This is a genomic window from Pandoraea pulmonicola, assembly GCF_000815105.2.
GTDB lineage: Bacteria > Pseudomonadota > Gammaproteobacteria > Burkholderiales > Burkholderiaceae > Pandoraea > Pandoraea pulmonicola.
The window spans coordinates 1,665,143-1,689,489 of the sequence record NZ_CP010310.2; the positions used below are offsets into that span (position 1 = coordinate 1,665,143).

A 24,347-nucleotide genomic window follows, 5' to 3' on the forward strand; every position below is an offset into this window, starting at 1 on the left:
GTCGCAACGCTATCCAACAAGCATGCGGGTTGCACGGGCGCAGGGCGAAGGATGCCGATCGATCAAAGTCGTTCGCCAGGTCATTCGACGAGAAATGGTTCGAAAATTGCATCGCCTGTGCGAAGGTGCCGGAGCGACGTGCCGGCACGTACACCATCCACACTGCACAGGAGTTGCACGATGCTGCAAACACGACGGCTGGGAGCACAAGGGCTGGAAGTCCCCGCGATGGGGCTGGGTTGCATGGGCATGAGCTACGCCTACGGGCCTTCGGACGAGACGGAGTCGGTTCGTGTGCTGGAACGGGCGCTCGCACTGGGCTGCCATTTCTTCGATACGGCGGAGGTGTATGGCCCGTTCGAGAACGAGCGGCTGCTCGGGCGTGTGCTCAAGGGCCGTCGCGACAAGGCAATCGTCGCAACCAAGTTCGGTTTTCGTCTCGACAGCAGCGGCGCGGTGACCGGCGCGGACAGCCGGCCCGAACATATTCGCGAAGTCGTCCACGCGAGCCTCGCCCGTCTCGGCACCGACTACATTGATCTGCTCTACCAGCATCGCGTCGATCCCGATGTCCCTATCGAGGATGTCGCGGGCACCGTCGGCGAGCTCGTAAGGGAAGGAAAGGTTCGCTACTTCGGACTCTCCGAGGCGGGCGAGCGAACGATCCGGCGGGCGCACGCCGTCCACCCCGTCAGCGCGCTGCAAAGTGAATACTCCCTGTGGCATCGCGATATCGAAACGTCGATCCTGCCGTGCCTGCGGGAACTCGGCATCGGCCTCGTGCCGTTCGCCCCGCTGGGACGCGGGTTCCTGACGGGCGCGGCGCGACGCGCCGAGGAATTCCCCGAAGGCGATTCGCGCCGGACGTCGGACCCACGCGTGCAGGGCGAGAATTTCGAAGCGAACATGCGTCTGGCTAAGGTCCTCGCCGCCTATGCTGACAAGGCCGGCGTTACGCCGGCACAACTGGCGCTCGCCTGGCTACTCTGGCGGGGCGACGATATCGTGCCGATTCCGGGCACGCGACGCGTGAGCCGCCTGGAGGAGAATCTCGGCGCCGTGGACGCGCGCATCGACCACGCCCTGCTGAGCGCGCTCGACGCGCATTTCTCGGCCGGCACGACGACCGGTCCACGCTACAAGGAAACGGCGATGATGGCGCTGCTGGCGGATCGGGCCTGAGATGAACGATGGCGGACGCGTCGACCGTCCGCCATGTTGCGCTGTGCCGTGCCGATGGCAGCCCACAGCCCTGTTGCCGCGTTGGCAGGGGCTATCGGCAGATCGGCAGTCAGCGCGGTGTGCCGAGCAGGACGTCGCTGCCCATGTCGCGCACGTGCGGAATGTGCAGTTCGCGCAACTTGCGATAAAGCGACGTCCGGCAGATGCCGAGTTCGCGCGATGCGGCGGAGATGTTCCAGCGACGCGACGAGAGTACGCGGATGATGATCTCGCGTTCGCCGTTGGCGATCACCGACAGCGAGGCAAGCGGCGTGGCAGGTTGGGCAGAGGTGGGCGGCACCGGCGATGCGATGGCGTCCGGCGCCGATGCGCGTTGTACGAGATTGGACGGCAGGTCGCGCAGCCGGATCGTGTCGTCGGTTTTCACGGCGCAAGCGTACTGAACGGCGGCACGCATCTGGCGAAGATTGCCTGGCCAGGAGTAGGTGAGCAGCAATTCGCGAGCTTCACTGTCGAGGGAATCGAGATTCGCGGTGCCATGCGATTCGGTCACGATCATGGTGTTGAGCAGCCAGGCGCGGTCCTGTCGTAGTCGTAGTGGAGGTAGGTTCACGATGCCCACGGCAATCCGGTAGTACAGGTCTTCGCGAAAGGATCCCGCCTGTACGCGCGATTCGAGATTCTGATGCGTCGCACAAATGAGTTGCAGATCGACGGGCACCGGCTGCGTGGCGCCGATGGGCGTGACTTCCCGTTCGGAGAGTACGCGCAGCAGGCGCGTCTGCTGCGCGGCCGGCATGTCGCCGATCTCGTCGAGAAACAGCGTGCCGCCGTCGGCCTGCTCGATCTTGCCTTTCATGCCGGAATTGAGTGCGCCGGAGAAGGCGCCGCGGCGATAGCCGAAGAGTTCGCTCTCGATCAGGTTCTCCGGAATCGAGCTGCAATTGACGGACACCATGCTGGCACGCCTGCGTGCGCTGTAGTCGTGCAACGCCCGCGAGAGGTATTCCTTGCCGGTGCCGGTCTCTCCGAGGATCAGGATGGGGAGCTGGCGATCGATGAGCAGGCGGGCGCGGGCGAGGGTGGCCAACATGACGGGGTCGTCGCCGGACAGTTGACCCAGAGAGGGCCGTAAGGAGGACTGAAAGTTTGCGTTTGAACGGTCCAGCGGATCGTGGGCGTACATAGCGTCTCTCATTGACTTTATAGGAATTGGCATGCGCTGCGTTTGGCGGCGCTCGATCGCATCGTCGCGATTGCCAGTGGGGAGGGTGCTCCATAAAGCAAAAGAAGCATAGTTCGATTCGCGAGCCGTCTCCAATACCATATGATGTGACGACTGATACCGGTTCGCTATGAATAGAAACCGATGTTCTTTACAGGGGCTGGCTCCATGGAACTGAGGCAACTTCGCTATTTCGTAGTCCTGGCTGAAACACTCCACTTCGGGCGGGCGGCAAACCTGCTGCACATTTCGCAGCCGCCGCTCTCGCGTCAGATCGCGATGCTCGAAGAGGAACTGGGTGTCGTACTGTTCGAAAGAACGCAGCGCAGCGTCCGGCTTACCGCCGCGGGGCAGCGCTTCAATCGCGATGCACGCTCGGTGCTCGCCACGCTCGATCAGGCCCGCGCGCACGCCCGTGCCGCGGAGGTCGGGGAAGCCGGTGTGCTCTGTGCCGGCTTCATGTTCGCGGTCGCGTGCAGCGTATTGCCGGTGCTCACACGCGCATTCGCCGCAGCGTTCCCGCGCATCGAAGTCAAGCTCAAGGAGACGATTCCTACCGATCTCGCCGCCGAGTTGCGTTGCGGCAGGCTGGACGTGGGCATCATGTATTCGTCCGATGCCAGCGGCGAACTATGTACCGAGACGATCTTCAGGGAGCCGCTCGTCGCCGCATTGCCGGCCGGTCATCGGCTCGCTGCCCGGTCGGCGATCTCCATCGGCGAACTTCGGGACGATCCGTTCATCATTTCGCCACGCGAGGCGTCGCCATTCATCCACGACACCATTACCGACCACTGCCGTCAGGCGGGTTTCCTGCCGCGTGTGCGAATGGAGACGAACTTCCAGCAAACCATCGTCAACCTGGTGGGGCAGCGTCTTGGCGTGGCGCTCGTGCACAGCTCCATGCGCAGCACGCGCGTCGACAACGTGCAGTTCGTGCCGCTGCTGCACGCGCCGCATATCGATGTCGCGCTGGTGTGGAATGCGGCGACCAGCAATCCATGCGTGTCACGTTTCATACACACGGCGCAGAACATCGGCCTGTCGGAGCCTTCGGAGGCCGCGATGCAGGCGTGCGCCTGACGTCTGTCGACGCGCCGTTCGGCGGGCACGGGTAGGGGGCCGTCGGCGCAGAGCGCCGCGCCGGCCCCGTGTTGTCACGACACGGCGAGGCAGGGCGCGGTTGCGTGCAGGCGGGCCTTGATCGCCTGCGCCAGACGCGCGATGCCCGTTTCGATCTGCGTCGGCGTGGCCGTCGTGAACGTCAGGCGCATCGTGTTGGCACGCGGCGCGAGCGCATGGAACGACGCGCCGGGGATGAAGGCCACGCCGCGGGCGAGGGCGTCTTCGAAGAGCTCGGCGCTGTCGACTTCGGGCGGCAGCGTGACCCACAGGAACATGCCGCCGGCCGGGCGCGTCCACGACACGCCGTCGGGCATGTGCTCGGCCAGGCATTTGAGCATGAGCGCGCACTGGGCGCGATAGCGCAGTCGAATGGCGTCGATCTGCGCGTCGTACTCACCGTCGGTGAGCAGCGCGTGAGCCAGCCGCTGGGTGATGCCGGCCGTGTGCAGGTCGCTCGCCTGCTTGGCCTGCAGCAGCTTGATCATGAGCGCCTCGGGCGCGACCAGATAGCCCACGCGCAGGCCCGGGGCGATGACCTTGGAGAACGAGCCGAGATGCACGACGTCGTCGGGCGCCATCGACAGCAGCGACGGCGGCGTGGTGCCGCTGTAGACGAGTTCGCCGTAAGGGTCGTCTTCGACGAGCAGCAGGCCGTGACGCCGGGCTTGCGCGACCAGCGCAATGCGGCGCTCGAGCGGCAACGTGCGGCCGGTCGGATTCTGGAAGTTGGGCTGAACGTAGAGCAGACGGGCGTCGCGCATCGCCGTTTCGTCGAGGCATTCGGGAATCAGCCCGGCGCCGTCCGACGGCATTTCCCGGAACGCCGGTTCGTACTGCGCCAGCGCTTGCACGGCGCCGAGATACGTGGGCGTTTCGATGAGCACGCGGCTACCCGGATCGATCAGGACCCGCCCGACCAGATCGAGCGCCTGCTGCGAGCCGGTGGTGATGAGGACCTGCGCCGGGCGGATGATCGCACCGCCGCGTGAAAGCCGCGCCGCGATCGCCTCGCGCAGCGGCGTATAGCCTTCCGACGGGCCGTATTGCAGGGCGCCGACCGCGTCGCGCTGCAGGATTTGCTCGACCGACGCGCGCAGCCGCTCGACCGGCAGCGCGTAGGGCGATGGCAGACCGCCGGCGAACGAGATGATGTCCGGGCGCTCGGCCACCTTGAGCAGTTCACGCAGCGAGGAGGGTTTCATGCGTTGCGCGCGCTCGGCGAGCTGCCAGCGGGCGATAGGCGGAATGTGTCTGTCCATGGGGCGGTCCCTGACGAAGCCAATCGGAAGTGATTCGAAACCAGGCGGGAGTGCGGACGGCATCCTCGCGGCGCGCGCCGCGAGGATGCCGCGTCCAACGGCTGTCGGCGCCGGTCAGTCGTTGAACATCTTGCGCAGGTTGTCCATCGCCATTTTCAGGAAGCCGACGGCGAAGGCGTCGAACGCCGGCTGGTCCTTCGGGTCTCCCGAGCGCGCTTCGCCCACGATGCGATAGGTGGCGGTACAGGCGTTCTCGCCGCGCGGCACGACTTCCATCGATGCCCACATGTTGCCGATGTCGAAGGTGGTGTAGATCAGCGTCCAGCTCATCGTCATGGCGTCGTCGTTGCGGGTGTTGAGCTGCTCGACCACGAGGTCGCCGCCCGTGAAATGCTTGTGACGCAGCGAGCGCGGGCCGGTCGCGGTGCCCGTCATCTGGATGTACTCGAGACCCGTGACGAAGCGGTTGTAGCCGTCGAAGCGGCCGACCACGTCCCACACCTTGCGCGCAGGCGCGTTCAGGTCCGCGACACCGGCGTGCACGGTGGTCGTCAGGTTGTGGATCAGCGTGTCGGGTTGCAGTTCGGTGCGGACTTTTTGCAGCATGATGAACTCCTTGAAAGGTGAAGGGACTGCACGAAAACAGTAAAGACGCGATGCATCGCGATCAGGCCACGGGCGCCGTGTCCGTCTCGCGTTCGGTACGCTGTGCCACGCTCGACGTCGGCGCAGGCAGGAAACCGCTCTGGATCAGATAGCGGAAGTGACTGGCGAGCAGCCGGCCATCCTTGCGCGGATAGGCGACACCCAACCGCGCGAGCACGCCGGCGGTGCGCTCATGCGCAATGCGCGACATGTCGCCGATGTCTTCCTGGCTATCGTCGAGATAGAACGCCACGACGTCGTACAGCGCGTTGCTCTCGTCGATCGACGTCAACCGCTGTTGCCATTTGGCCGGCTCCTCCAGCGTCAGCGGGTAGCCGCACTCGACCACCGCGCCGAGGTAGTCCTCCCACGTGAGCGGTTGCGGATTCTGCAGATGGAATACGCGCAGTTCGCGCTGCGGGTCGGTCGTGCAGCGTACGATGGCCCGCGCGAGGAAATCCACCGGCATGAAGTCGAAGTCCGTGTCGCCCGCAGGCGCCGCGCCGAGCTGGAGCGATCCCTTGACGAGCAGCAGGATTCGGTTGCGCGTGGGCTGGCACAGACCTGTCTCGGCGACGCCCGTGATGTTGCCCGGGCGAAGAATGGTCGCGTCGATCCCGCGCTCGGCCGCTTCCCACACGAGGTGCTCGGCCACCCACTTGGTTACGTTGTAGCCGTTGTTCACGAATGCCGGGGCGTTGCGCGCGGGTCCCTGCTCGAGAATGTGCCCGGTCTCGTCCATCGCGCTCGCGGCCGAGAGCGTGGAGACGAAATGCATCGACTTGTTGCGGAACTCGCAGGCCAGTCGCAGCAACTCGAGCGTGGCGCCGACGTTCGCGTCGTAGAGGTACGGATAGTCGTAGACGTGATTGACGTGAGCCCCGTTGTGGTAGATGGCGTCGATGTCGTGGGCGAGCGTGCGCCAGGTCGAGGGCGTGAGGCCGAGGCGCGGCTCGGCGAGATCGCCGAGAACGACTTTCAGCCGGGGATGGCCCGCCAGCGCACCGAGGCCATTGGCCTGGAGCGCTTGCGCGAGCCGGGCCTCGCCTTCCTTCTGGCTTGCGGCGCGCACCATGCAGTGCACGACCGCCGTCGTCTGGGCGATCAGCTCGGCGGCGATGAACGTGCCGAGGAAACCGTTCGCACCTGTGAGCAGAACGGCGCGGGCGCCGTCGGGCACCGGACGCAGGCCGTCGACCGGTCGGATCTCGTCGGGCAGCACCATGTCGTCGAACACGCGCGGCGGAATTCGTTCGCCCTTGTCGACGTCGTCGTTCGAGAGCAGCGACGCGAGCGCTGCGATGGTCGGCCGCTCCATGAAGCGCGCGAGCGGGGCGTTGCCGCCGAATTCCTTCTTGACGGCGAGCATCAGCTTGGAGACGAGCAGCGAGTGGCCGCCGAGGTTGAAGAACGAATCGTCGCGGCCGATCTCGAACGGCTCCAGATCGAGCAGGCGCGCCCACAGCGCACGCAACCGGGTCTGCATTTCGGTGAGCGGCTCGTTCTGCGCGCCGGCGTCCGCGGCGCCCGTGCGCTGAGCCGGGATACGCGCAAGCGCGGCACGATCGATCTTGCCGTTGTTGGTGGCGGGCAGGGCGTCGAGCACGACGATTTCGTACGGCACCATGTAGTCGGGCAGGCGCGCGACGAGCAGGTCGCGCAGGGTGTCGCCGTTGGCGCCGATCTCGAGCGGCCTGGCGACGAAGCCGCGAATCCGCTTGCGCTCGTCCACGACGCAGGCGCACTGACCGAACAGTCCGGTGGCCAATGCCGCGCCCTCGATTTCCCCGAGCTCGACGCGGAAACCGCGAATCTTGACCTGCGCGTCGCGTCGGCCGACGAAGTGCAGCAGCCCATCCTCGTCCCATTGCACGATGTCGCCGGTGCGGTACAGCATCTCGTCGCGTGCCGAAGGCCATGCGCCGTCGGGATCGGCGAACGGATTGGGGACGAAGCTGCGCTCGGTCAGATCGGGCCGATGGAGGTAGCCGTCGGCCACCCCGGCGCCCGCCACGCAGAGCTCCCCGGGCTCGCCGGTACGCGCCGGCTGTCCCGCTTCGTCGAGCACGTAGCAGCGCACGTTCGCGATGGGCTGTCCGATCAGCCGGTTGCTGTCGCCGGCCTCGAGGCGCGCAATGGTGACGAGCACGGTGCACTCGGCCGGACCGAAGATGTTGTGGAATTCGCGTCCCCGGCTCCAGCGTGCAATCGTGTCGGGGAAGCAGACGTCGCCGCCGGTGAGCAGGTGGCGCAGGGCAGGCCAGTCGGCGTCGGGCATCACGCCGAGCAATGCGGGCGGCAGGAAGGCGTGCGTGAGCGCTTCGCGCTCGATGAGCTCGCTCAGGTCGTCGAGCGCATGCCGCTGCGCCTCGGTCGGGATCACGAGCGTCGCGCCGGAGAGGAACGTCGGGAAGATATCGAGCAGCGAGACGTCGAACGCCACCGTGCAGAACTGCAGCACGCGCGAGCTCGCGTCCATGCCGATGTAGTCGCGGTACCAGTGGCAGAAGTGCACGATATTGCGGTGCGTGAGCATGACGCCCTTCGGCGTGCCCGTCGAACCCGAGGTGAAGATCGTGATGGCGCAGCGGCTCGCGCGGTCCGCGTGACGGGCGACCGGCCAGGCGGTAACGCCGATGTCCACGTCCGACCCATCGAGCTCGCGCAGGCGGATCACGTCGATCGCCAGGCCGTCGATGGCGCTGGCGTCGAAGTCGTCATCGGTGATGAGGCAGGTCGCACGGCTCTGCTCGAGAATCTGGCGCACCCGCTCCGGCGGGAACGACGGATCGAGCGGCGCGTAGGCCGCCCCGGCCCCGATGGCGCCGAGAATGGCCGTGTAGAGCAGGCGCGACTTGGGCAGACGTACCGCGATGACGCTCGGTGCGCCGTCGTCGATGGCGGCCGGCGTCGGCAGGAGGGCGGCCAGTTGTGCCGCCAGCTTCATCGACGCGCCGACGAACGTCCGATAGTCGACGTCGCCCTGCGCGTCTCGCAGCGCGATGGCCGAAGGCGTTGCGAGCGCCGTGCGCGACACCATCTCGGGCAGCGACGGTTCCATCGATTCGAGCAACGATGCACGTTTCGTCTCGTTGCTGGCGTGCCAGCCCAACAGGGCGTGCAGGTCCAGCAGCACGCTGCCCGGCACGGGCGTGGCCGGCGCGCGCGCGGCGAGCGTCTCCGGCGTCAGGATGTCGCGTCCGAGCTGGCTCACGATGTCGACCAGCAGCGCTTCCGCTTCCGTTTCGATCTGCGCGACGATATCGGCGCCGCAGACGGGGCGGCCAAAGTCGCACGTGCGGGAGGCGACGTCCACCACGCCCGCGGGGCCATGCCATTGCCAGGTGAGACTGACGCTTGCCGGCGGGAACGCCGGGGCCCGCGCCGAAAAGCTCAGCACGTGGCGCGGCTTGCTGGCGAAGCGCGGGTCGGCGCCGCCGCAGTCGATGCGCCATTCGACCTGGGCCGGCGCCGCCTGCGCGTCGGGCAGGCCGGCGCCCAACTGGGCGGCCATGTCGGCCAGTGGTCCGGACGCGTCGCACAGCGGCATCACGTCGTGGCCCATGTCGTGCAGCGCGGCAAACACGCGTGCGCCCAGACGGTGGTTGCCTGCGACGGCGAAGGAAATGGCTCTCATGGCACGTTCCTCACAGATATTGCGCGATGGCCGCGCGCGTCGGCTCGTGATCGAGCAGGCCGGCCATCTTCAGGAATTTGCGGATGTTCACGATCATCGGGTGCTGATTCGTGATCGGATAGGCGCCCACCATGTCGTTGGCGATCTGCTCGCGCGTGGCGGCGGGAAGATCGAGCGTGCCGATGAGCCGTCGGTCGAATTCGAGCTGCAACTCGTTGGTGAGGTATTCGCGCAGGAAGAAGGGCAGGCCGCGCCCGAGTTCGATGCGCGCCGTCTCGTCGATCTCCTGCCAGTAGAGCTTGACCAGGTTGATCCAGAACACCGAATGGCGGCCTTCGTCGGCAAGGTGATCCGCCATCACGCCCTTGACCGAGCGCTTGAGCGTGGTGTCGCGCGAGAACGCGGCGACCTCGGCGGTGACCGTGTTCTCCGAGATGGCGACGCCGAGCAGTTCCATGCCCGCGGCGTATTGCGGCGGCACATACTCCATTGCACGCGGAATGGCGCGCGAGAGCTCGATTTCACGGTTCTGCTCGATGGGGCCGATGCCGGTGTTGCGCTCGACCTGGTCGAGATAGTCCATGGCCACGTATGCGTGGTAGTTCTCGTCGATCACCACGGACATCGCGTCGCTGCGGCAGGCGAACGGGAACGGGAACGGAAAGCGCGACTTGGCGATCGCGAGCGCGGTGCGGTTGACGATTTCCGTCTCGAAGATGATGACGTCGTTGATGTACTTGTAGAAGCTCTGCAGCAGGATGTAGTCCTGCACTTCCCGACCGGCGTCGACGACGGCCGGATGCGCGTACAGCGGCTGGCGCTCGACAGGGTAGTAGCTCAGCTCATCGTCTTCGACGATGCGGCGCGGACGGGAACGGATCGTGGCGCGTTGTTCCCATTGGTCAGCGTGGCTGACGTAACTCTGCAATGACATGGCGTTGCCTCGGAATAGGGATGGGCCGGGTAGTTCGGCAACGGCGCCGCGAAGCGTGTCTCGCGCGATACCGTTGCCGGCACGGAACACAGCAGGAAGAACGGAAGATCGGCGAAGGGGTGCCGGGGGAGTACCGCTTCGCTTCTCTTCCGTCCGTCCTTTCGTCAGGCGGCGACGGCTTCCTTCTGCGTCGCCACGATGTGCTCGTGCAGGCCGTCCCACAGGCGCAGGCGCTCGTCGATGGCGCGCAAACCGGCTTCCAGGGCTTCGACGAGCAGACGCTCGTCGTTGCGGGCGGACTCGGCGATCATCGCGCGCGCGGCCGGGCCGTGCTCGCCGGAGTCGACCTCGATGTGGCGATCGAGATAGAACGTGAGCAGCGGCACGCTCTTGGGATCGATCTTCCAGCCGTCGAGCAGCGTGCGGAACATGTCCGGAATCACGTTCTCGCGGCCATAGAAGAAGTTGCCGAGCACCTGGTGCGTGGCGCCTTCGTAGCAGGTGGCGAACGTGGAGTTGACGAAGCGCACCACGGGGGCGGGGGCGTCCACCGCGGCAAGCGCGGCGCTCACGCTGTGGCCCTTGATCAGCAGGTCGATGAGCTTCTCGATCTGGCGCGTGTCGGCGCCGACGTCGCGCATCGCGGCCAGGTAAAGATCGAAGTGGCTCATCGGGCCTTGCGGTGTCTCGTCGCATTCCTCGCCGAGCACGATCTCGTTGATCAGGCGTGCGGCGTGAATGTTGCGCGGTGCGATCCACGGCAGCGTGATGGTCGTGAGATCCGCCTGCAGCCGCTTGACCAGCGACATGAAGTCCCAGACGGCGAAGACGTGCCATTCCATGAACGTCTGCAGGCCCTGCATCGATTCGATGGAGTGAAACACCGGATGGTTTGCCAGCGTCGCGTGATGTTCGTTGATCAGCCGTTCGAGATGTTCGATCTTTTCCACGATATGCATCCTTGAGGTAGTGAAATTGAGTTCAACCTGTGCGAGGGGAATGCGGCGCGACTTTCACGTCGTCGCGGACATGGATTAGCAAGTTCGATACCAACGTCTCGAAACGTAAGTATTACGAAGGTCGAGGGGAATTTCCGGGGCGGATTCCGGCGGGCGATGCGAATGACAGCTGTACAACTTGTGGACAGGTGTGCGCGCGGGTGTTGCGACGGGAGCGGCCAAGACTCGCCGCGCAACCGACATGCCGGAAATGTTGTGGCTGAAAGTGCCCAACGCCCATCAATGGAAAATCCCGATGGCGCCCATACCAGACGGGGGATCTGGACGTGCGAGTCGCTACGCGGGCGGCGGGGACGAGCGCGGTCGTGCCATAGAACCGCACCTGATTGGGTTTTTAAGCCATAAGCTATTGATTTTAATAGTGCTGCAGTGCGGCTAACGTACTGTTTCTTCCGGATTCTGAAGCTGTCACTCAGAGAGTTTCACATCTCCCACGTAGTAAAAGACGATCTCTATATTCTTCAGCGCATCCGCATTCAGCTTGCCGTTGGTTTTCAGGGTGGCGGGTGTCTTCCTGAGATCGAAGATGATCTCGACCGGCCTGGACGTAACGTCTTTGATGTAGGGCCGGTCATTCTCCCCGAACATGCGGGACATGGTGTTGGCCGCATCGAGCTTGACCTCGTCCGGGGCCGGTTGCTTGCCGAGATCCATGCTGATATAGGACCCCGCCACAGATTGATCGGCCGACAGACGAATGTAGAAGCCCATCAGCTTTGCGCTGTCCACGTGCGGCGGCACGAAATCGGCGATGGGCAGCGACAGGGTCTGCGTGTCGGACGTCGGACCGACGGAGGCGAACAAGCGCTGCCAGGCGTCGTAATACATCGAACGGCAGTCAATGTATTCGAAGCCCGTGAGTGTCTTCAACTCGGCGAGCTCGGCCACCTTGCGGCGAAAGGCGTCGCCGCCATCGCTGGCTGTGTATTTCAGGCGGATGGTCACGTCGCTGATCGCATCGAAGGCGATGTGGTTGGTGCCCTTCGGAAGGCTCAGTCGCCAGGACGACACGGCCCCGGTGCCCTCGAAGGGCAAATAGCGGCTGTCCTCCAGGTTGAGCGCGAAAAGGCCGCTGTCTTCCTGCCCGTTCGACAGTACGATCTCCTGGTGGTTACGCCAGTTGCTGCGCATCGCCGAGGCCGGCGGCACTGTGGCGTCCTCCTCTCCAAGCAGAAACTTGACGGCATTGAGCCCTTGGTTGTCGGACTTCAGGACGACCTGATTGCTGAGCTGCGTCAATGTCCCTTTGATGTCCCGATAGGGCCCGGCCGCGCTGGAGATCGAGACCGAGAGCGTTTTGATCTTGCGGCTGTAATGACCGGGGAAGTCATGGTCGAACAGGCTCTCGGAGAATTCGAAGAAGCACTCGCCTTTCTCGCGCAACTGGATCAGCGTCAGGGGATTGACATTCGTCAGCGAGATGGTGCGCTCGATTTCCAGCGACCGAGGCGCATCGAGCACGCTCGCCGCCATCTGAGTGAGCGCCAGTTGTAGACCGTCGGCCGAGGTCAGGCCGCGATGAGCAGCGTCCCAGTAATCGAAAGTCACAAAACAGCGATCACTGTTGTATTCGAATTGATAGGCGCGCTGTGCCGTCATTGCAAGCTGGTGGGCGAGCGTATAAGTCTGGAATTGAACGCGGCTCATCTGATTGGCCATCCATTGAAAGAGCGCCTTGCTGGTGAACTTGTCCTTGAGGAAGGTTGCCCGCTCCCGGTTCTGCCGGATCGTCTCCTCGTGGATGACGAGCCCCTGCTTGGCGAGGGCGATGCGGATGGCGTTGGCTTGGATTTGGGTGTCGATCTGCGCCGTGTCATGGGCGGCGAGCTGCTCCTGCAGGCGCCACTCCTGAGCGCGGCGTTCATAGGAGGCGAGGGTCGAGATCAGCGTTGACGATACGTTCGTGAGCGCTCCCGCTGTCTCGAGCACGCTGGAGGCAGCCGTGAGGGAGCTGCCGAGCTGCACCCCGCCAAAGGTCATGGCGAAGGGCGAACCGACCTGGGGCATGGTATAGGCGATGGATGCCGCCGACTGCACGACCGAGCTCATCATGTTCAAGGTTTGCCCGGCCAGCATGCTGTTGAGGCTGGCCTGCTCGCGGGCCGAGATGCCGTTACTGATCAGCCCGGCATAATAAGCCTGACGGTCGTGCGCGCTGGCGAGACTTTCCCCGAGCGCCTTGCCGTCGGCTTCGGCCTCGGCGATTTCCTGCTCCTTAATCATGGTGGTCATCTTGAGGAGCAGATTCTCCTGCTCCGTGGCCAGCACGCTCAGGGCCTCCGCATCCTGTCTTACCAGCGTCAACACCAAATTGGTACTGAGGCTGGAGAGTTGGGTGACGATAGCCTGGGTCCGCTCGATGAGGAAGCCGAAGCGATAATGAGGCACCCCCTCCGTCAGGGCGTTCGCCAGTGCCGCGGCGCCGCCGTTGGCCATCGCCTGGATCAGCATCGCCGGGTCGATCGGCGGCGCAAACAGCGCCAGCGGCACTGCCTGACCGTCGATGTTCATGCAATGGCGGATCTTGAACAGCCGATCATCGACACGATCCCAATATTTCATGAAATCCGCATTCTCCGGCACCGCGAAATAGGCGATCACATCATTGACCGGCTGGCTCGTGTAGCGGGCGTCGTCGTCGAGCCGCGTCAGGAACGGTGTGTTCTCCAGGTCGATGAGGAACTGCGGGATCTCGTCCTTATATTTCTCCTTGAGCTCACTGAAGCTCTTGGGCTGCGGCAGTGGCAGCCGCCCCTGCGAGACTGGCTTGGCGCCAAGCAGGTCTTGGGCCAACACATATAGATTGGTCGCCTGGGTGATGGTCTCGCGGGTGTATTGCGTGAACAGCGCGTCGCCCCAGTCCAGCACCGCGTCGACATAGCGCATGACGATCGCTTTGGCGTAGGCGACATGGCGGATCGCGGCGATGGCGTCGGGATCGAACGGGTCGTTATTGTAGGCCTTGATCTGGCGTGGATCGGTGAGGCTGGCGGCCAGCGACGGCTGATCCATGTGGCGGAACGGCCGGAAGCGCCAGAATCGCGTGGCCGACTCCGGCCCGTCATCGGCGCTGGGCGGCTGCATCGGGTTGAAGATGTATTGCAGCCAGGATAGCGCGTCCTCGAACTTGCCGACGCCCTGCAGGCGGTCGGCGACCAGGAACGGCGCGTGGAAGAAGAGTTCCCAGAAATAAAGGCCGAAGGCGCCGTCGAAATCCATCAACGCCGAGGTCGGGGGCACGACCTGCGGCTCCGGTGCGGTGGCCGCGCGGGCAAACCGATCGAACGGCAGTTCCGACAGATATTGCGACGCAGGCGAGAGCAGCGCGTCGATGCCGTCGAGGAACAGCCGACGCTGCAGTTCCGGCATCACGGAGGTCGACAGCCGAGTAAAGCTGAAGCGGGTCCCGGCGAGGGGGGAGGCCGACGACGTATAGTTCCCCGTGCTCAGGATCTGACTGCTGACCAGCTCCTTCTCCGGCCACGGCCGCGGGCTGCGCAGCAATATTTCGGAAAGATGCCGGACCGTCGGGTCGTCAGGCCGTACCAGGAAGGTCTCGTCGCCATTGTCGAACAGGAACGAGCCCGGTTTGTTGCCGACAGGCAGGAGCGAGGCCTTGTCCGCGTTGATGTTGAACAGCAGGTCGACGCTGCCCTCCACCGTCGGATTCCGATCGGAATCGAGCAGACCGGGCAGGTTCGTGCCCCAATAATTGTCGTAGAAGAGATTATCGCTGAGATGGACGGAGAGGCGTGCGAACTGGCGTGGCAACTCGGGACGATAGGGACGGGCATTGGCTTCGGAGCCATAGGCATAGTCCGTCCACAGCACCTTGGCCGATGAGCGCGCCAGATTGGCGTCGAGGAAGATGCAGTTGGACACCGGCACGTAGCCGGCAATAGGATTGCCACCACCCTTGGCGGCGGGGCGATAGTGATACGCCAGCCGCATCGCGTCGGTGACCGATTGACCCACGCTATTGCGCGCGGCGATGAAGTTGTCCTCGGTGTCATTGGGCACAGGATTGAAATTCGTGTAACTTACCGTGTCCGCCGTTTGCTGCCATGTGCTGTAGCCGACCATGATCGTCTCATTGCTGCGCCGGCTGGACGCCACCGTATATGCGGCATCCTTGTGCGCCTCGGTCCAGTTCTGGTCGACCGTGAGCTGTTCCTGGCTCTGAATATCAAGGACCACATAGGATCCCCCGCCAATGGCGATCCTGTCGCCTAAAGCGACTTCATCGAGAAAACGTGTGCCCTTGCCGGTGACGCTCGCACTGTTCGCAGTCGTCGAGACCTTGCCCGTGCCGGTAAAGGGCATGAGGTGGCTCGTTTCGTTGACTGGAATGATCTTGTATTCCGCACGCTCGGCCGTGCCCGACCAGGGGTGCGTGACGATGATCTGATCGTTATTCGCCACGAGGCTGACGACACGGCTTTCACCAAAGCAGACGATGGTATCGCCCGCCCGCACGTCACGCGTGAATTGGGTACGGATGCCATTGAGCACCGCACTGTCTTTGGAAAATTCCACACGTCCCGCTCCAACGAAGCCACGGCCGGTAGCCAGCACATAAGGAAACTGCCAATAGCTGTTCTTCTTGCGCAAGGAATTTTGGAGCCTGTCGGTGATGCCAGGGGAGTAATGGGGCGATGGATAAGTGTTGAGCAGCGCCATGTCGTCGAGCAACTGGGGAGGCGACCATTCGCCGTCGTTGTAGAAGGCGTAGCGAAGGCTCGCCTTGTCGACGGTCTGCGTGCTCGAGTTCTGACCGGCGACGGTGCCGCTTTGCGATCTGTCGAACTCGCTCCAGAAGATAAAAAGCCGGCCGAAGGCATGGACCGGCGACAGGCGCTCGCCGGCAATGGTGAGGTCAATGGTCTGCCAGGGACTCCATTCGAGCGCGTTGTCGAGGGTGCGGAAATAGAATTGATAGGGCTGCGCCCGGGTGCGGCCAGCCACGAACAGCGTGTCCTCTTCCTTGCCCGTCTGCGGATCCTTGCGGCGCGCCTGATAGGCGCCGGCCGGGGTCAGGCCGCCCAGCACCGCGAGTGCCTTGAGAAAGGTCTCGAACGGTTTGACCACGTTGTCCTTGGTCGGATCATTCTGAAGCAAGTCAGAGGTCAGGGTCTCGAAATCCGGCGTCGCATCCTGTCGCAGCGACGGCTCGAGATAGTTCTCGGGATAGAGGAAGATCCGGCGGTTGGCCTCCCAGATCCGGTAGTTCATCATCCACGACCACCAGACGTCCGGGATGTCGAGCGTGAGCACGCCCGACTCCTGCATCATTCGCGCCCGCTGCAGATAGAGCTGCGCCGAGGCGATGGCTTGGGCGATCGGCGAAGTGGTGGCGCAGGAACCCATCTCGACATCGAGCAGCAGGTAGCGGTAGAGATCGTTGACGCTGACGATCGTCGGGTTGGCGGCGTGCATCCACCACAGCACGTTGCCGACGAGCGCATCGCGCGATGCGGCGTTGACCTCGCCGTCGATGGTCGCATCGGCGTCGGTGCGCGCCTGGTCGCTGAAGGTGGCGTTGACGATGCCGCGGGCGGTCTTGGCTGCGTCCTCATAGGTCTTCCAGTGGGCCGGATCGACGCTGCTGGGCTTCTCCTTGGACTCGATCGGCAGATGGCTGGTGGCGATCAATTCCTTCAGCGTCTGCGCGCGCACGCCGAGCCGGCGCTCGATGCCGAAGACGGTGGCAAGCCGCGTCAGCCCCGCTACCGTATTGGCATCGTCCGGCGCCGGTTTCGGCCAGAAATAGGCGGTGAGCACATCGACATCCCTGGCGTCCCATCCGGTCGCCGCCACCAGCGCCGCCGCCTTGCGACCGGGATGGTCCTTGTCATCGGCGGGCGTCCTGAAATAGGTGATGATCCCGTCCTCATCGGCGCCGATGGCATTGCGCAGCGCCACATAGGCCGCGATGCTGCTGATGTCGCGGATGTTGAAGACGGGCCAGTCGATGTTGAAATGCTTCCCGCCATCCGTCGAGGTGAAATAGGCAGTCTCGACCGGATTGAGCCGGCAGGTGCCGGCGACGAGACCGAACCGCGCCACCTCGGCGATGAGCGCCAGCGCTGGCTTGGGCGGCGTGCTGCCCTCCGGCAGCGGCGTCAGGAAAACCTCCAGATAATCGGGCAGGGGTGCGCGCTCGCTCGCGAAGGGCAGCAGCGCCGTGACCGTCGGCTGCGCCACGCCGGTAAAGCTGGCCAGCGCCTGGGTGAAGGTCGCGTGCTGCACCTGGAGCGTCTGGTCGAGAATGTTGATAAGGCTGTCGACCCCATCGCGCGCCGCCAGCAGGATCTGGCGCACGATCTCCACCTTGGCGACGGCGCCATCGGAAAAGAGCGGGGCGAGGAAGGAAAGATCGGTCGCTTGCCCGAAGGATTGCGCTACCGCGGCGGCCCCGGACGACTGTGGCTCGAGGATCGGCGGTTTGTTCTGGAGCAGCGCGGCATAGACATGCTTCGACTCCTCCGCGCTGATGCCTTTGTTTGCGCTGGCGAAGGAGGCGTCGTTGAAGCCGAAGACGGCATCATTCTCGCCGATGTGAACCGGAAGCAGATCGGCGACGGCGTCATAGCTGACCGTATGGTCGGTCGTCTCTTTCTTCTTGTCGAGTGGCAGCACGATGCCGGTTGCGGTGACGAAATCCTCCTTTACCAGCTTGTCGAACAGCGCGTTCGCCTGCGCCGCATCGAGCTGCACGGCGGCAAGCGTGGTGCTGGAGAGATGCGTCGACGCGGCGGTAGCGGCGAGCTCGGCCATGAAGCCGGCGACGTCGCCTTCGGCATAGGGCGGCGAGAAGCCCTGGGCGGTGCCGGTGACGATGTACTGGATCTGCGCGATGTCGAAGTCGCTGTCCTCGACCCAGTGCGCCAGGGCGAACTGATCCGTGAGCTTGTCGAGTGCAAAGCTCACGGCATCCTTCGGCGGGAGGAAGTAATCCTTCGCGGTTGGATAATAGGCGAGGCCGAGGAAGGTCAGGTAGGCGTCGACCGTCCAGCCGAACCGCTTCGCGGTGGCGGCGAGCCGCCACAGCCAGCTCAGGTTGGCGAGCGTCAGGCTCATCTCGTCGGGCTTGGCGGCACCGGTCAGGCATTGCACATACGTGGCGAGCCGTGTCAGATCGGCGTCCTTGACCTGCAGCGCCGCGCGCAGGCGGCTGCGGATGACATCGTTCGTCCCCGTCTTCTTTTCCTCCTCAGGGTTGAGGTTCCAGAGCTGCGGTGGCTGACGGAAGGGATCGAACGGTGTCGACGAGTCCTTCGCATAGGGATCGGCGCCCTTCAGCATCATGGGAGCGTTGTAGATCTTGTCGAACGGGTCCTGCGGTTTTGCCTGATCGACGCGGCCGGTCGTCTTGAGAGCGTAAAACAGCGCGGTGATCTCCACGACGCCGAGCTTCTCGCTCTCCATCAGCGCGGCGATGCGGCTCAGAGCCATCACCAGCGCATCGGTGATCTCGGTGGCGCCGCTCGCCGTCATCGCCCATTGGAGATCGGCGAACGACCAGCCGAGGCTGCGCGCGAGGCGCACGAAGCGGCTGATCCGGTCAAGCCGTTTCAAGGTCAGGCCGGACAGGCGCTGCACTGGATTGCCCGGGTCGTTGCTGAAATAGGTGGTGATCGTGGCCGGCGTCTCGCCGGTGTCGTTGATGAAGAAGCCAACGGCGCCACCTGCTTTGAGCTCGGCGTCGTCGAGGTTCTGGCGCAGCAGCGCCGTCAGCTCCGTGGGCGTCAGCCCGGTGCGTTCGCGGAAGACGTCGACGACGTCGAGCCCGTCGCGGGCCAGGATGGTGAAGTGGAGTGTCTCCGATGTGACAGGGGACTCGCTGTCGAGCTTCGCCTCGCTGTCGGAGAGTATCTCCGTCACGGTGCGCGTTATGCACATCTCGTCGCCGACCACGACGGGAAACACGATCTGATCGCCGACCTGAAGTTGCCTGCGAAAGGCGGTGCCGCTGCCCGTGAGGCGCTTCGAGTCCTTGGCGAGCACGACCGTGCCGGTGCCCGCTTTCGGCAGCATGTCGAGGATCCTGCCGCTGCGCTCGGGCGGCGCGATCATCAGACCGGCACCGCCATCGGCGCGCCACTCGGCCTCCATGGTCATGCTCGTGTCCGAGTCGACCTTGGCGACCGGGATCGTGACGTCGCCGACGCGGATACTGCCGCCATTGGCGAAATCCGCTGTGAAGGTCGTGCCGATGCCCTCGACACGCTTGTCGCCCCGCTTGTAAATGATGCCGCCCGAACCGATATAAGCTGGGGGCTGCCCTCCTCCGGGGACGATCAGGTAGGGGAGATAGTCCCCAGCAAAGGGAAAAGGCCGGTCGATTTTCAGGTTCGTGTCGGAGAGGACCTCCGTGACAGTGCGTGCATGGTCGCGCACGATGATCCGGTCCCCGGCCGCAACCTGGCGCAGGAAACTGGCATCGGAACCCTCTTTCCAGACATCATTTTTATCCAATCTGACATAAATCTGGCCTTTGCCCACGAATGTGCGATTGGTCGGGATGTACCGGTAGAAGACGTTGGTCCCATCAGAAGTAAAAGGCCGGTCGATCGTCAGCTTTGTATTACTAATAACCTCGACTATGGTGCGCGTCTCGCCTCCCACGATGATCTTGTCGCCGGGCGCGTTCCAGGTCAGGAACCTCGTGTAATAGGCATCTTCCACCACGTCGGTGCTGTCCGCACGGACGTCGATCGTGCCAGCGCCCGGAAAACCACGGTAGGGCCAGTCGACCTGGTAGGGGACGTTGTCCTTGCTAAAGGAAAAAGGCTGGTCGATTGTCAGCTTTGCGTCGCTGATAACCTCGACGACGGTGCGAGCCTCGCCCTCCACGATGATCTTGTCGCCAGGTGCGAACTGCCATCGGAAGTTCGTATTACTGCCATACTGCACCACCTCGTTGCTACCCGATTTGATGGTAATCGTGGCTGTGCCAGGAAATGTGCGGTGGGTCTGGCCAGTTCCCGGCGCCGGCACGGCGACGTAGGAGACGGCGTTGGTGGTCTCCCAGGGGGTATCCACGGTCAGCGCCGTGTCGCTGTCGATGGCGCTGACGGTATGGGTGACATGGCCGATGGTCAGTTGATCGCCGGGGACGATCTCGGACTGAAAACGCGTGCCGATGCCGATTACCCGTGGTAAGCCGGCGAGGGAGCCGACGATGCCGGTGCCGGCGAAGGGTGGCGAGGTGCGCGGGATATCGTAGCCATAGGCGCGCGACACCGCTGCCTCGGTCCCATCGGCCAGCGCAATCAAGTAGCCCGCGCCCGCTGCCTCGGACCACGGTGTGGCCACGGTAAGGCTCGTGTCCGACGTGACTTTGGTGACGGGGACAGTGACGTCACCGACGCGGATCTTACTGCCCGCGGCGAAATCCGTGGTGAAGGCCGTGCCGGTGCCCATGACGCCGGTCTCTCCCCGTCTGTAGACGATGCCGCCCGGGCCCTTCCTCACCGAAGTAATCTTGTAGCTTTTGCCATCATAGGAGGCGGGCCAAGGCCGGTCGACCGTCAGGCTCGTGTCGGAGATGATGTTGGTGACGGTATGTGCCGGTAGGTCCCGGTCAATGAAAGGGCCAATCGCGTCATTGACCTTGGCATCGGTCAAGAACTTCGTGCCGGTTCCCCTGACCGTCGTATCCTCCTTTGCAATGGCCACCTTGCCCTTGGTCGGATCGCCCCGAGTGATCAGGTAAGTGTTGTTGTCATGTGAAGTGGGCCAAGGTCCGTCGACCGTGAGGCTAGTATCGGAAAGGATCGAGGTCACGACGTGAGTCAAGCCTGCGCCATCCCCCAATCCCCTGATGGTAATCAAGTCGCCGGGCTTGGCTTCCGTCAAGAAGCTCGTGCCCGTTCCGGTCGCTGTCGTCTCACCCGCCGTGATGGCGACGACCCCGCTGCCCGGAAGTTCGATCTTATAGGCGCCATCAAATGACACGGGCCAAGCCCGCGTGACTCTCAGGACCTCATCGGAAATGACCTCGGCCACGGTACGAAACCCTAGATCCTCATGGTCGAAGGTAATGGTGATCTCGTCGCCCACCCTGACCTGGCTTGTGAAGCGCGTGTCCGTTCCCGTGACCGTGTTGCTCGCCTCCGTGACGGCGACCTCACCCTTGCCCACATTGACGGGAATAATCGTGTAGGCCGTCCCGCTGAACCCGAGAGGCCAAGGATGATCGACCGTCAGGCTCGTGTCGGAGACGATAGCCGTCACGGTGCGAAGCGGTTCTATCCCGCCAATGTAAATCCCGGGAATGGAAATCCGGTCGCCGACCCTGAGCTGGATCGAGAAGCTCGTGCCGCTTCCCGTGACGATACCGCTGGACATTGTGCCGTCTATCGCGCCTTTGCCCGGGAACCCGTTCTCACCTCGCACGGCTTCGTAGGAGACGGCGGTGGCCTCAGTCCAGACGTTCTCCACCGTCAGCACCGTGTCGCTGGCGATAGCGGTGACCTTATGAGTCTCCGGCCCGATCGTTAGCCTGTCGCCAGCGGCGATGTCGGACGTGAAGCGCGCACCGATGCCGACAACATAAGGCGAGCCGGCCACGGTGCCGACGATGCCGGAGCCAGGGAAACTGTAGGCAGTGTCGCCCGCAGGTTTGGTGACGAGGGCAAGCTCGGCGATCGACAGCCCCGTCGCCTCGCGCGCCACATCGAGCGGCAGCACCACGTTATCACTGTCGGCGGCCGGGGCGGCACGGTCGACTTCCATCGCTCGGTACAGATCCACCAGCGGACACTGCATGACGGCGATCGCGCGGCGCAGCGCCAGCAGCGGACGGTTGAACGGCAGATTGAACGGATAGGACGCCAGCGCCAGATATTGATAGGCCTCGCCCATGCCGCGCGCCGTGATCAAATGGGCGAGGATGTCGTTGACCAGCGCCAACGTCGGCACCTCGTCGAACGTATTCGCGGGCGTGAGCTTCAGCTTGAATAGGTCGGGGCGGCGCTCCTCGAGCGTATAGCCCTGGGGTATGGTCCTGACCGGCGTCGTGTTGGGATGGGTGACGTATTCGTCGATGATCCGCATCAGATCGAAGAAATAGGCCGCCGGGCTGAAGATCGTCTGGCCCGGATCGGTCTCGAAATAGTTCATGTTCGCGAACAGCCCCGTATAGCTGGGGATTTGCGTGAAATAGTCGACCAGTTCCGGGGCGACACTGTTGAAGGCCGCCTTGCGATAGGAGGGGGAGGCGACCAGTTCCTTGACGCTGCCATAGAGATGCAGCGCCGCCGTCTTGATATGGCCTGCCTTGGCATGAACTGCCCGCGCTGCTGCCTCGTCGTCGCCGAAGATCGGCTTCGTCGTCTCGACAAAGCGGGCCGGCGACGTGGCGGCGATGACCGCCGCCGAATCGAGCCCGAGCGAGACGAGCGCCTCCGCCGTCGCGCCGTCGCCGGTCAGTCGCAGCATGCGCTGGTAGGCCTGCAGGGTACCGACCTCCACCATATTCTCGGAGGTCGTCGACCTCTTCGGCTTGTCGGAGGGGGGCACTTCCTCTGTGGGGGATCCGTCGGTATTCGCCAAGCCGTCGGCTTGACGCAGTGCTTGAACTGCAGATTGGTCGAAAAAATCAAAAGTGAGTGGATCGAAGTCCGGATTTTTCTGCAAAAAATTCTGGATAGCTGATTTTTCGGTCCGACCAGACTGTGACACGCCCATGATCAATCCCCCAATTGCCATGCCGCGAAAAGAAAATCATAAGAACGAAGAATAGCCTACGGAAATATTGATTCGGTATAGAAAATATTTAATTTTCCGAACCCGCGCGAGTCGGAACTCAGGTTTATGGGGGCCGAATCAATAACTGCGGTTTTCCTTGCAGTGCCAGCAATATGGAGGTTCACCTCCCGACGGCTCGGGCTGGGGGATGAGTATCGGGTTACGGGATCCCGTTAGATAAAGACTGGCTTAAAGGACCGCACTGGGAAAAACCATCAAGGAAGGCGCGATCAGAATGGGCGGACACCACCGATCGAGGTGAATTCCACAGCAGCGCGTAAGGTATACCCTAAGCAACATCACGGTCGGATGGAGTCGCTCCGCTTACGATTGGACGCGGGCCATGAATCAATTCGCTATTCGTTATTCTTTGCGCGATTGATGCGGATCGATTCGTTTAACCACAACTCCGCCTTGAATACGGAAATTCTGAAACTCCCTCGAATACGAAAATGATTTGCAACATGTCTACGGGAATGCTGCCAATCAGAGCGCACCGGACGGACGACCCGTCATCCTCGGCCGTCAATCGGTATCAACCGTCATTCGACACCCATATGCCCGCGATCGTTGATTTCCCGGATGAGCATCCGTAGCGCGCCTACGAGACGCTCGGTCAGTCCTTGCGGCGGGCGTCGCTCCGCCCAAACCAGTCCCACATCCATCGACGGCACGCCCGTGCTCAGATCCCGCCGAAGAATCCGCCCGCCATCGATCGACCACGGCCGGTAGACGAGATCCGAGAGAATCGACACGCCATATCCCTGCGCCACGAGGCTGCGAATCGATTCGATCGAGCGCGTGCGGAAATGCACGACCGGCTCGACGTGCGCCGCATGCCAGTAGCGCTCGACGGTCTGCACGTGCTCGTCCATATCGAGCAGCAGGAAGCGCTGCCCGCGCACGTCGTCGAGCGTGACGGACGGCTTGTTCAGCAGCGGATGCCCCGGACTCGTCCACAAGCGTCGCGTCGAGCGCAGCAGCGTATGCGAGACGAGCCCGTCGGCCACGACGTTCGACACCAGCAGCAAGGCGAGATCGACGTCGCCCGCGAGCACCGCGGCTTCCACCTCGTGCCGGTCGCCTTCGATCAACGTGAGTTCGACATTGGGAAATCGCTTCGACAGCATGCTGGCCACCGAGGGCAGCAGGTACGCGGAGATCGTCTCCGTGACGGCCAGACGCAGGTGCCCACCCGCGTCGTCGGGGAGCGTGCGGGCTTCGTGCAGGGCATCGTCGGTGGCGTTCAGGATGCGGTAGGCGTGCCGCAGGAAGCGCTCGCCGGCCTCGGTCGGACGCAGCCCTTTCGCGTGCCGGACGAACAGCGGCGTGCCCACGATGACTTCCAGGTTCTGCAAGGCAATCGTCAGCGATGACTGCGAGGCGCTGCATCGTTCGGCCGCACGCATCACTTGGCCGGTTTCGGCCACGGCCACGAAGTACTCGATTTGACGCAGAGTTGGCTTCATTTAAAAAATCAATATTGCAAACTATATTTTTTATATTAGTAATAAAACCTCCTGCTGTATAGCATCGGCGCATCGCTTCATATAGAGACGCACGGGAC

The 24,347-nt window shown here is 63.6% G+C and carries 10 protein-coding genes; 2 read left to right on the forward strand and 8 right to left on the reverse strand.

Annotation, left to right across the window (positions count from 1 at the left end):
* The first annotated feature begins 180 nt into the window (after positions 1 to 180).
* A complete protein-coding gene (locus RO07_RS07430; protein ID WP_039409422.1) occupies positions 181 to 1,182 on the forward strand; it encodes an aldo/keto reductase in 1,002 nt (333 codons plus the stop codon).
* A gap of 109 nt (positions 1,183 to 1,291) precedes the next feature.
* Here RO07_RS07430 and RO07_RS07435 read toward each other — a convergent pair whose 3' ends face one another.
* Positions 1,292 to 2,368, reverse strand: a complete 1,077-nt coding sequence (locus RO07_RS07435; protein WP_039409424.1) for a sigma-54-dependent Fis family transcriptional regulator — start codon at positions 2,366 to 2,368, stop codon at positions 1,292 to 1,294.
* Between the two features lie 207 nt (positions 2,369 to 2,575).
* Here RO07_RS07435 and RO07_RS07440 point away from each other — a divergent pair, with 207 nt between their 5' ends.
* Positions 2,576 to 3,490, forward strand: coding sequence for a LysR family transcriptional regulator (locus tag RO07_RS07440; RefSeq protein WP_039409427.1), 915 nt, complete (start codon positions 2,576 to 2,578; stop codon positions 3,488 to 3,490).
* A gap of 74 nt (positions 3,491 to 3,564) precedes the next feature.
* Here the strand turns inward: RO07_RS07440 and RO07_RS07445 are convergent, their stop codons facing one another.
* From RO07_RS07445 to RO07_RS07475, 7 genes are all read right to left on the reverse strand, one after another.
* Positions 3,565 to 4,791, reverse strand: coding sequence for an aminotransferase-like domain-containing protein (locus RO07_RS07445; protein WP_039409430.1), 1,227 nt, complete (start codon positions 4,789 to 4,791; stop codon positions 3,565 to 3,567).
* A 114-nt stretch (positions 4,792 to 4,905) separates the two neighbouring features.
* Complete coding sequence (locus tag RO07_RS07450; RefSeq protein WP_039409433.1) at positions 4,906 to 5,397, reverse strand: SRPBCC family protein; 492 nt, start codon at positions 5,395 to 5,397, stop codon at positions 4,906 to 4,908.
* Between the two features lie 61 nt (positions 5,398 to 5,458).
* The gene (locus RO07_RS07455) at positions 5,459 to 9,073 is read right to left on the reverse strand and encodes an amino acid adenylation domain-containing protein (protein ID WP_039409436.1); all 3,615 of its coding nucleotides are present in this window, start codon (positions 9,071 to 9,073) and stop codon (positions 5,459 to 5,461) included.
* A 10-nt stretch (positions 9,074 to 9,083) separates the two neighbouring features.
* A complete protein-coding gene (locus RO07_RS07460) occupies positions 9,084 to 10,007 on the reverse strand; it encodes a diiron oxygenase (protein ID WP_039409439.1) in 924 nt (307 codons plus the stop codon).
* 164 nt (positions 10,008 to 10,171) lie between these two features.
* Entirely contained in the window at positions 10,172 to 10,957 is a 786-nt protein-coding gene (locus tag RO07_RS07465; RefSeq protein ID WP_039414626.1) for a DUF3050 domain-containing protein, read from the reverse strand.
* A 477-nt stretch (positions 10,958 to 11,434) separates the two neighbouring features.
* Complete coding sequence (locus RO07_RS07470; RefSeq protein WP_160118059.1) at positions 11,435 to 22,720, reverse strand: Tc toxin subunit A-related protein; 11,286 nt, start codon at positions 22,718 to 22,720, stop codon at positions 11,435 to 11,437.
* A gap of 602 nt (positions 22,721 to 23,322) precedes the next feature.
* Positions 23,323 to 24,249, reverse strand: coding sequence for a LysR family transcriptional regulator (locus RO07_RS07475; RefSeq protein ID WP_039409446.1), 927 nt, complete (start codon positions 24,247 to 24,249; stop codon positions 23,323 to 23,325).
* Positions 24,250 to 24,347: the final 98 nt, after the last annotated feature.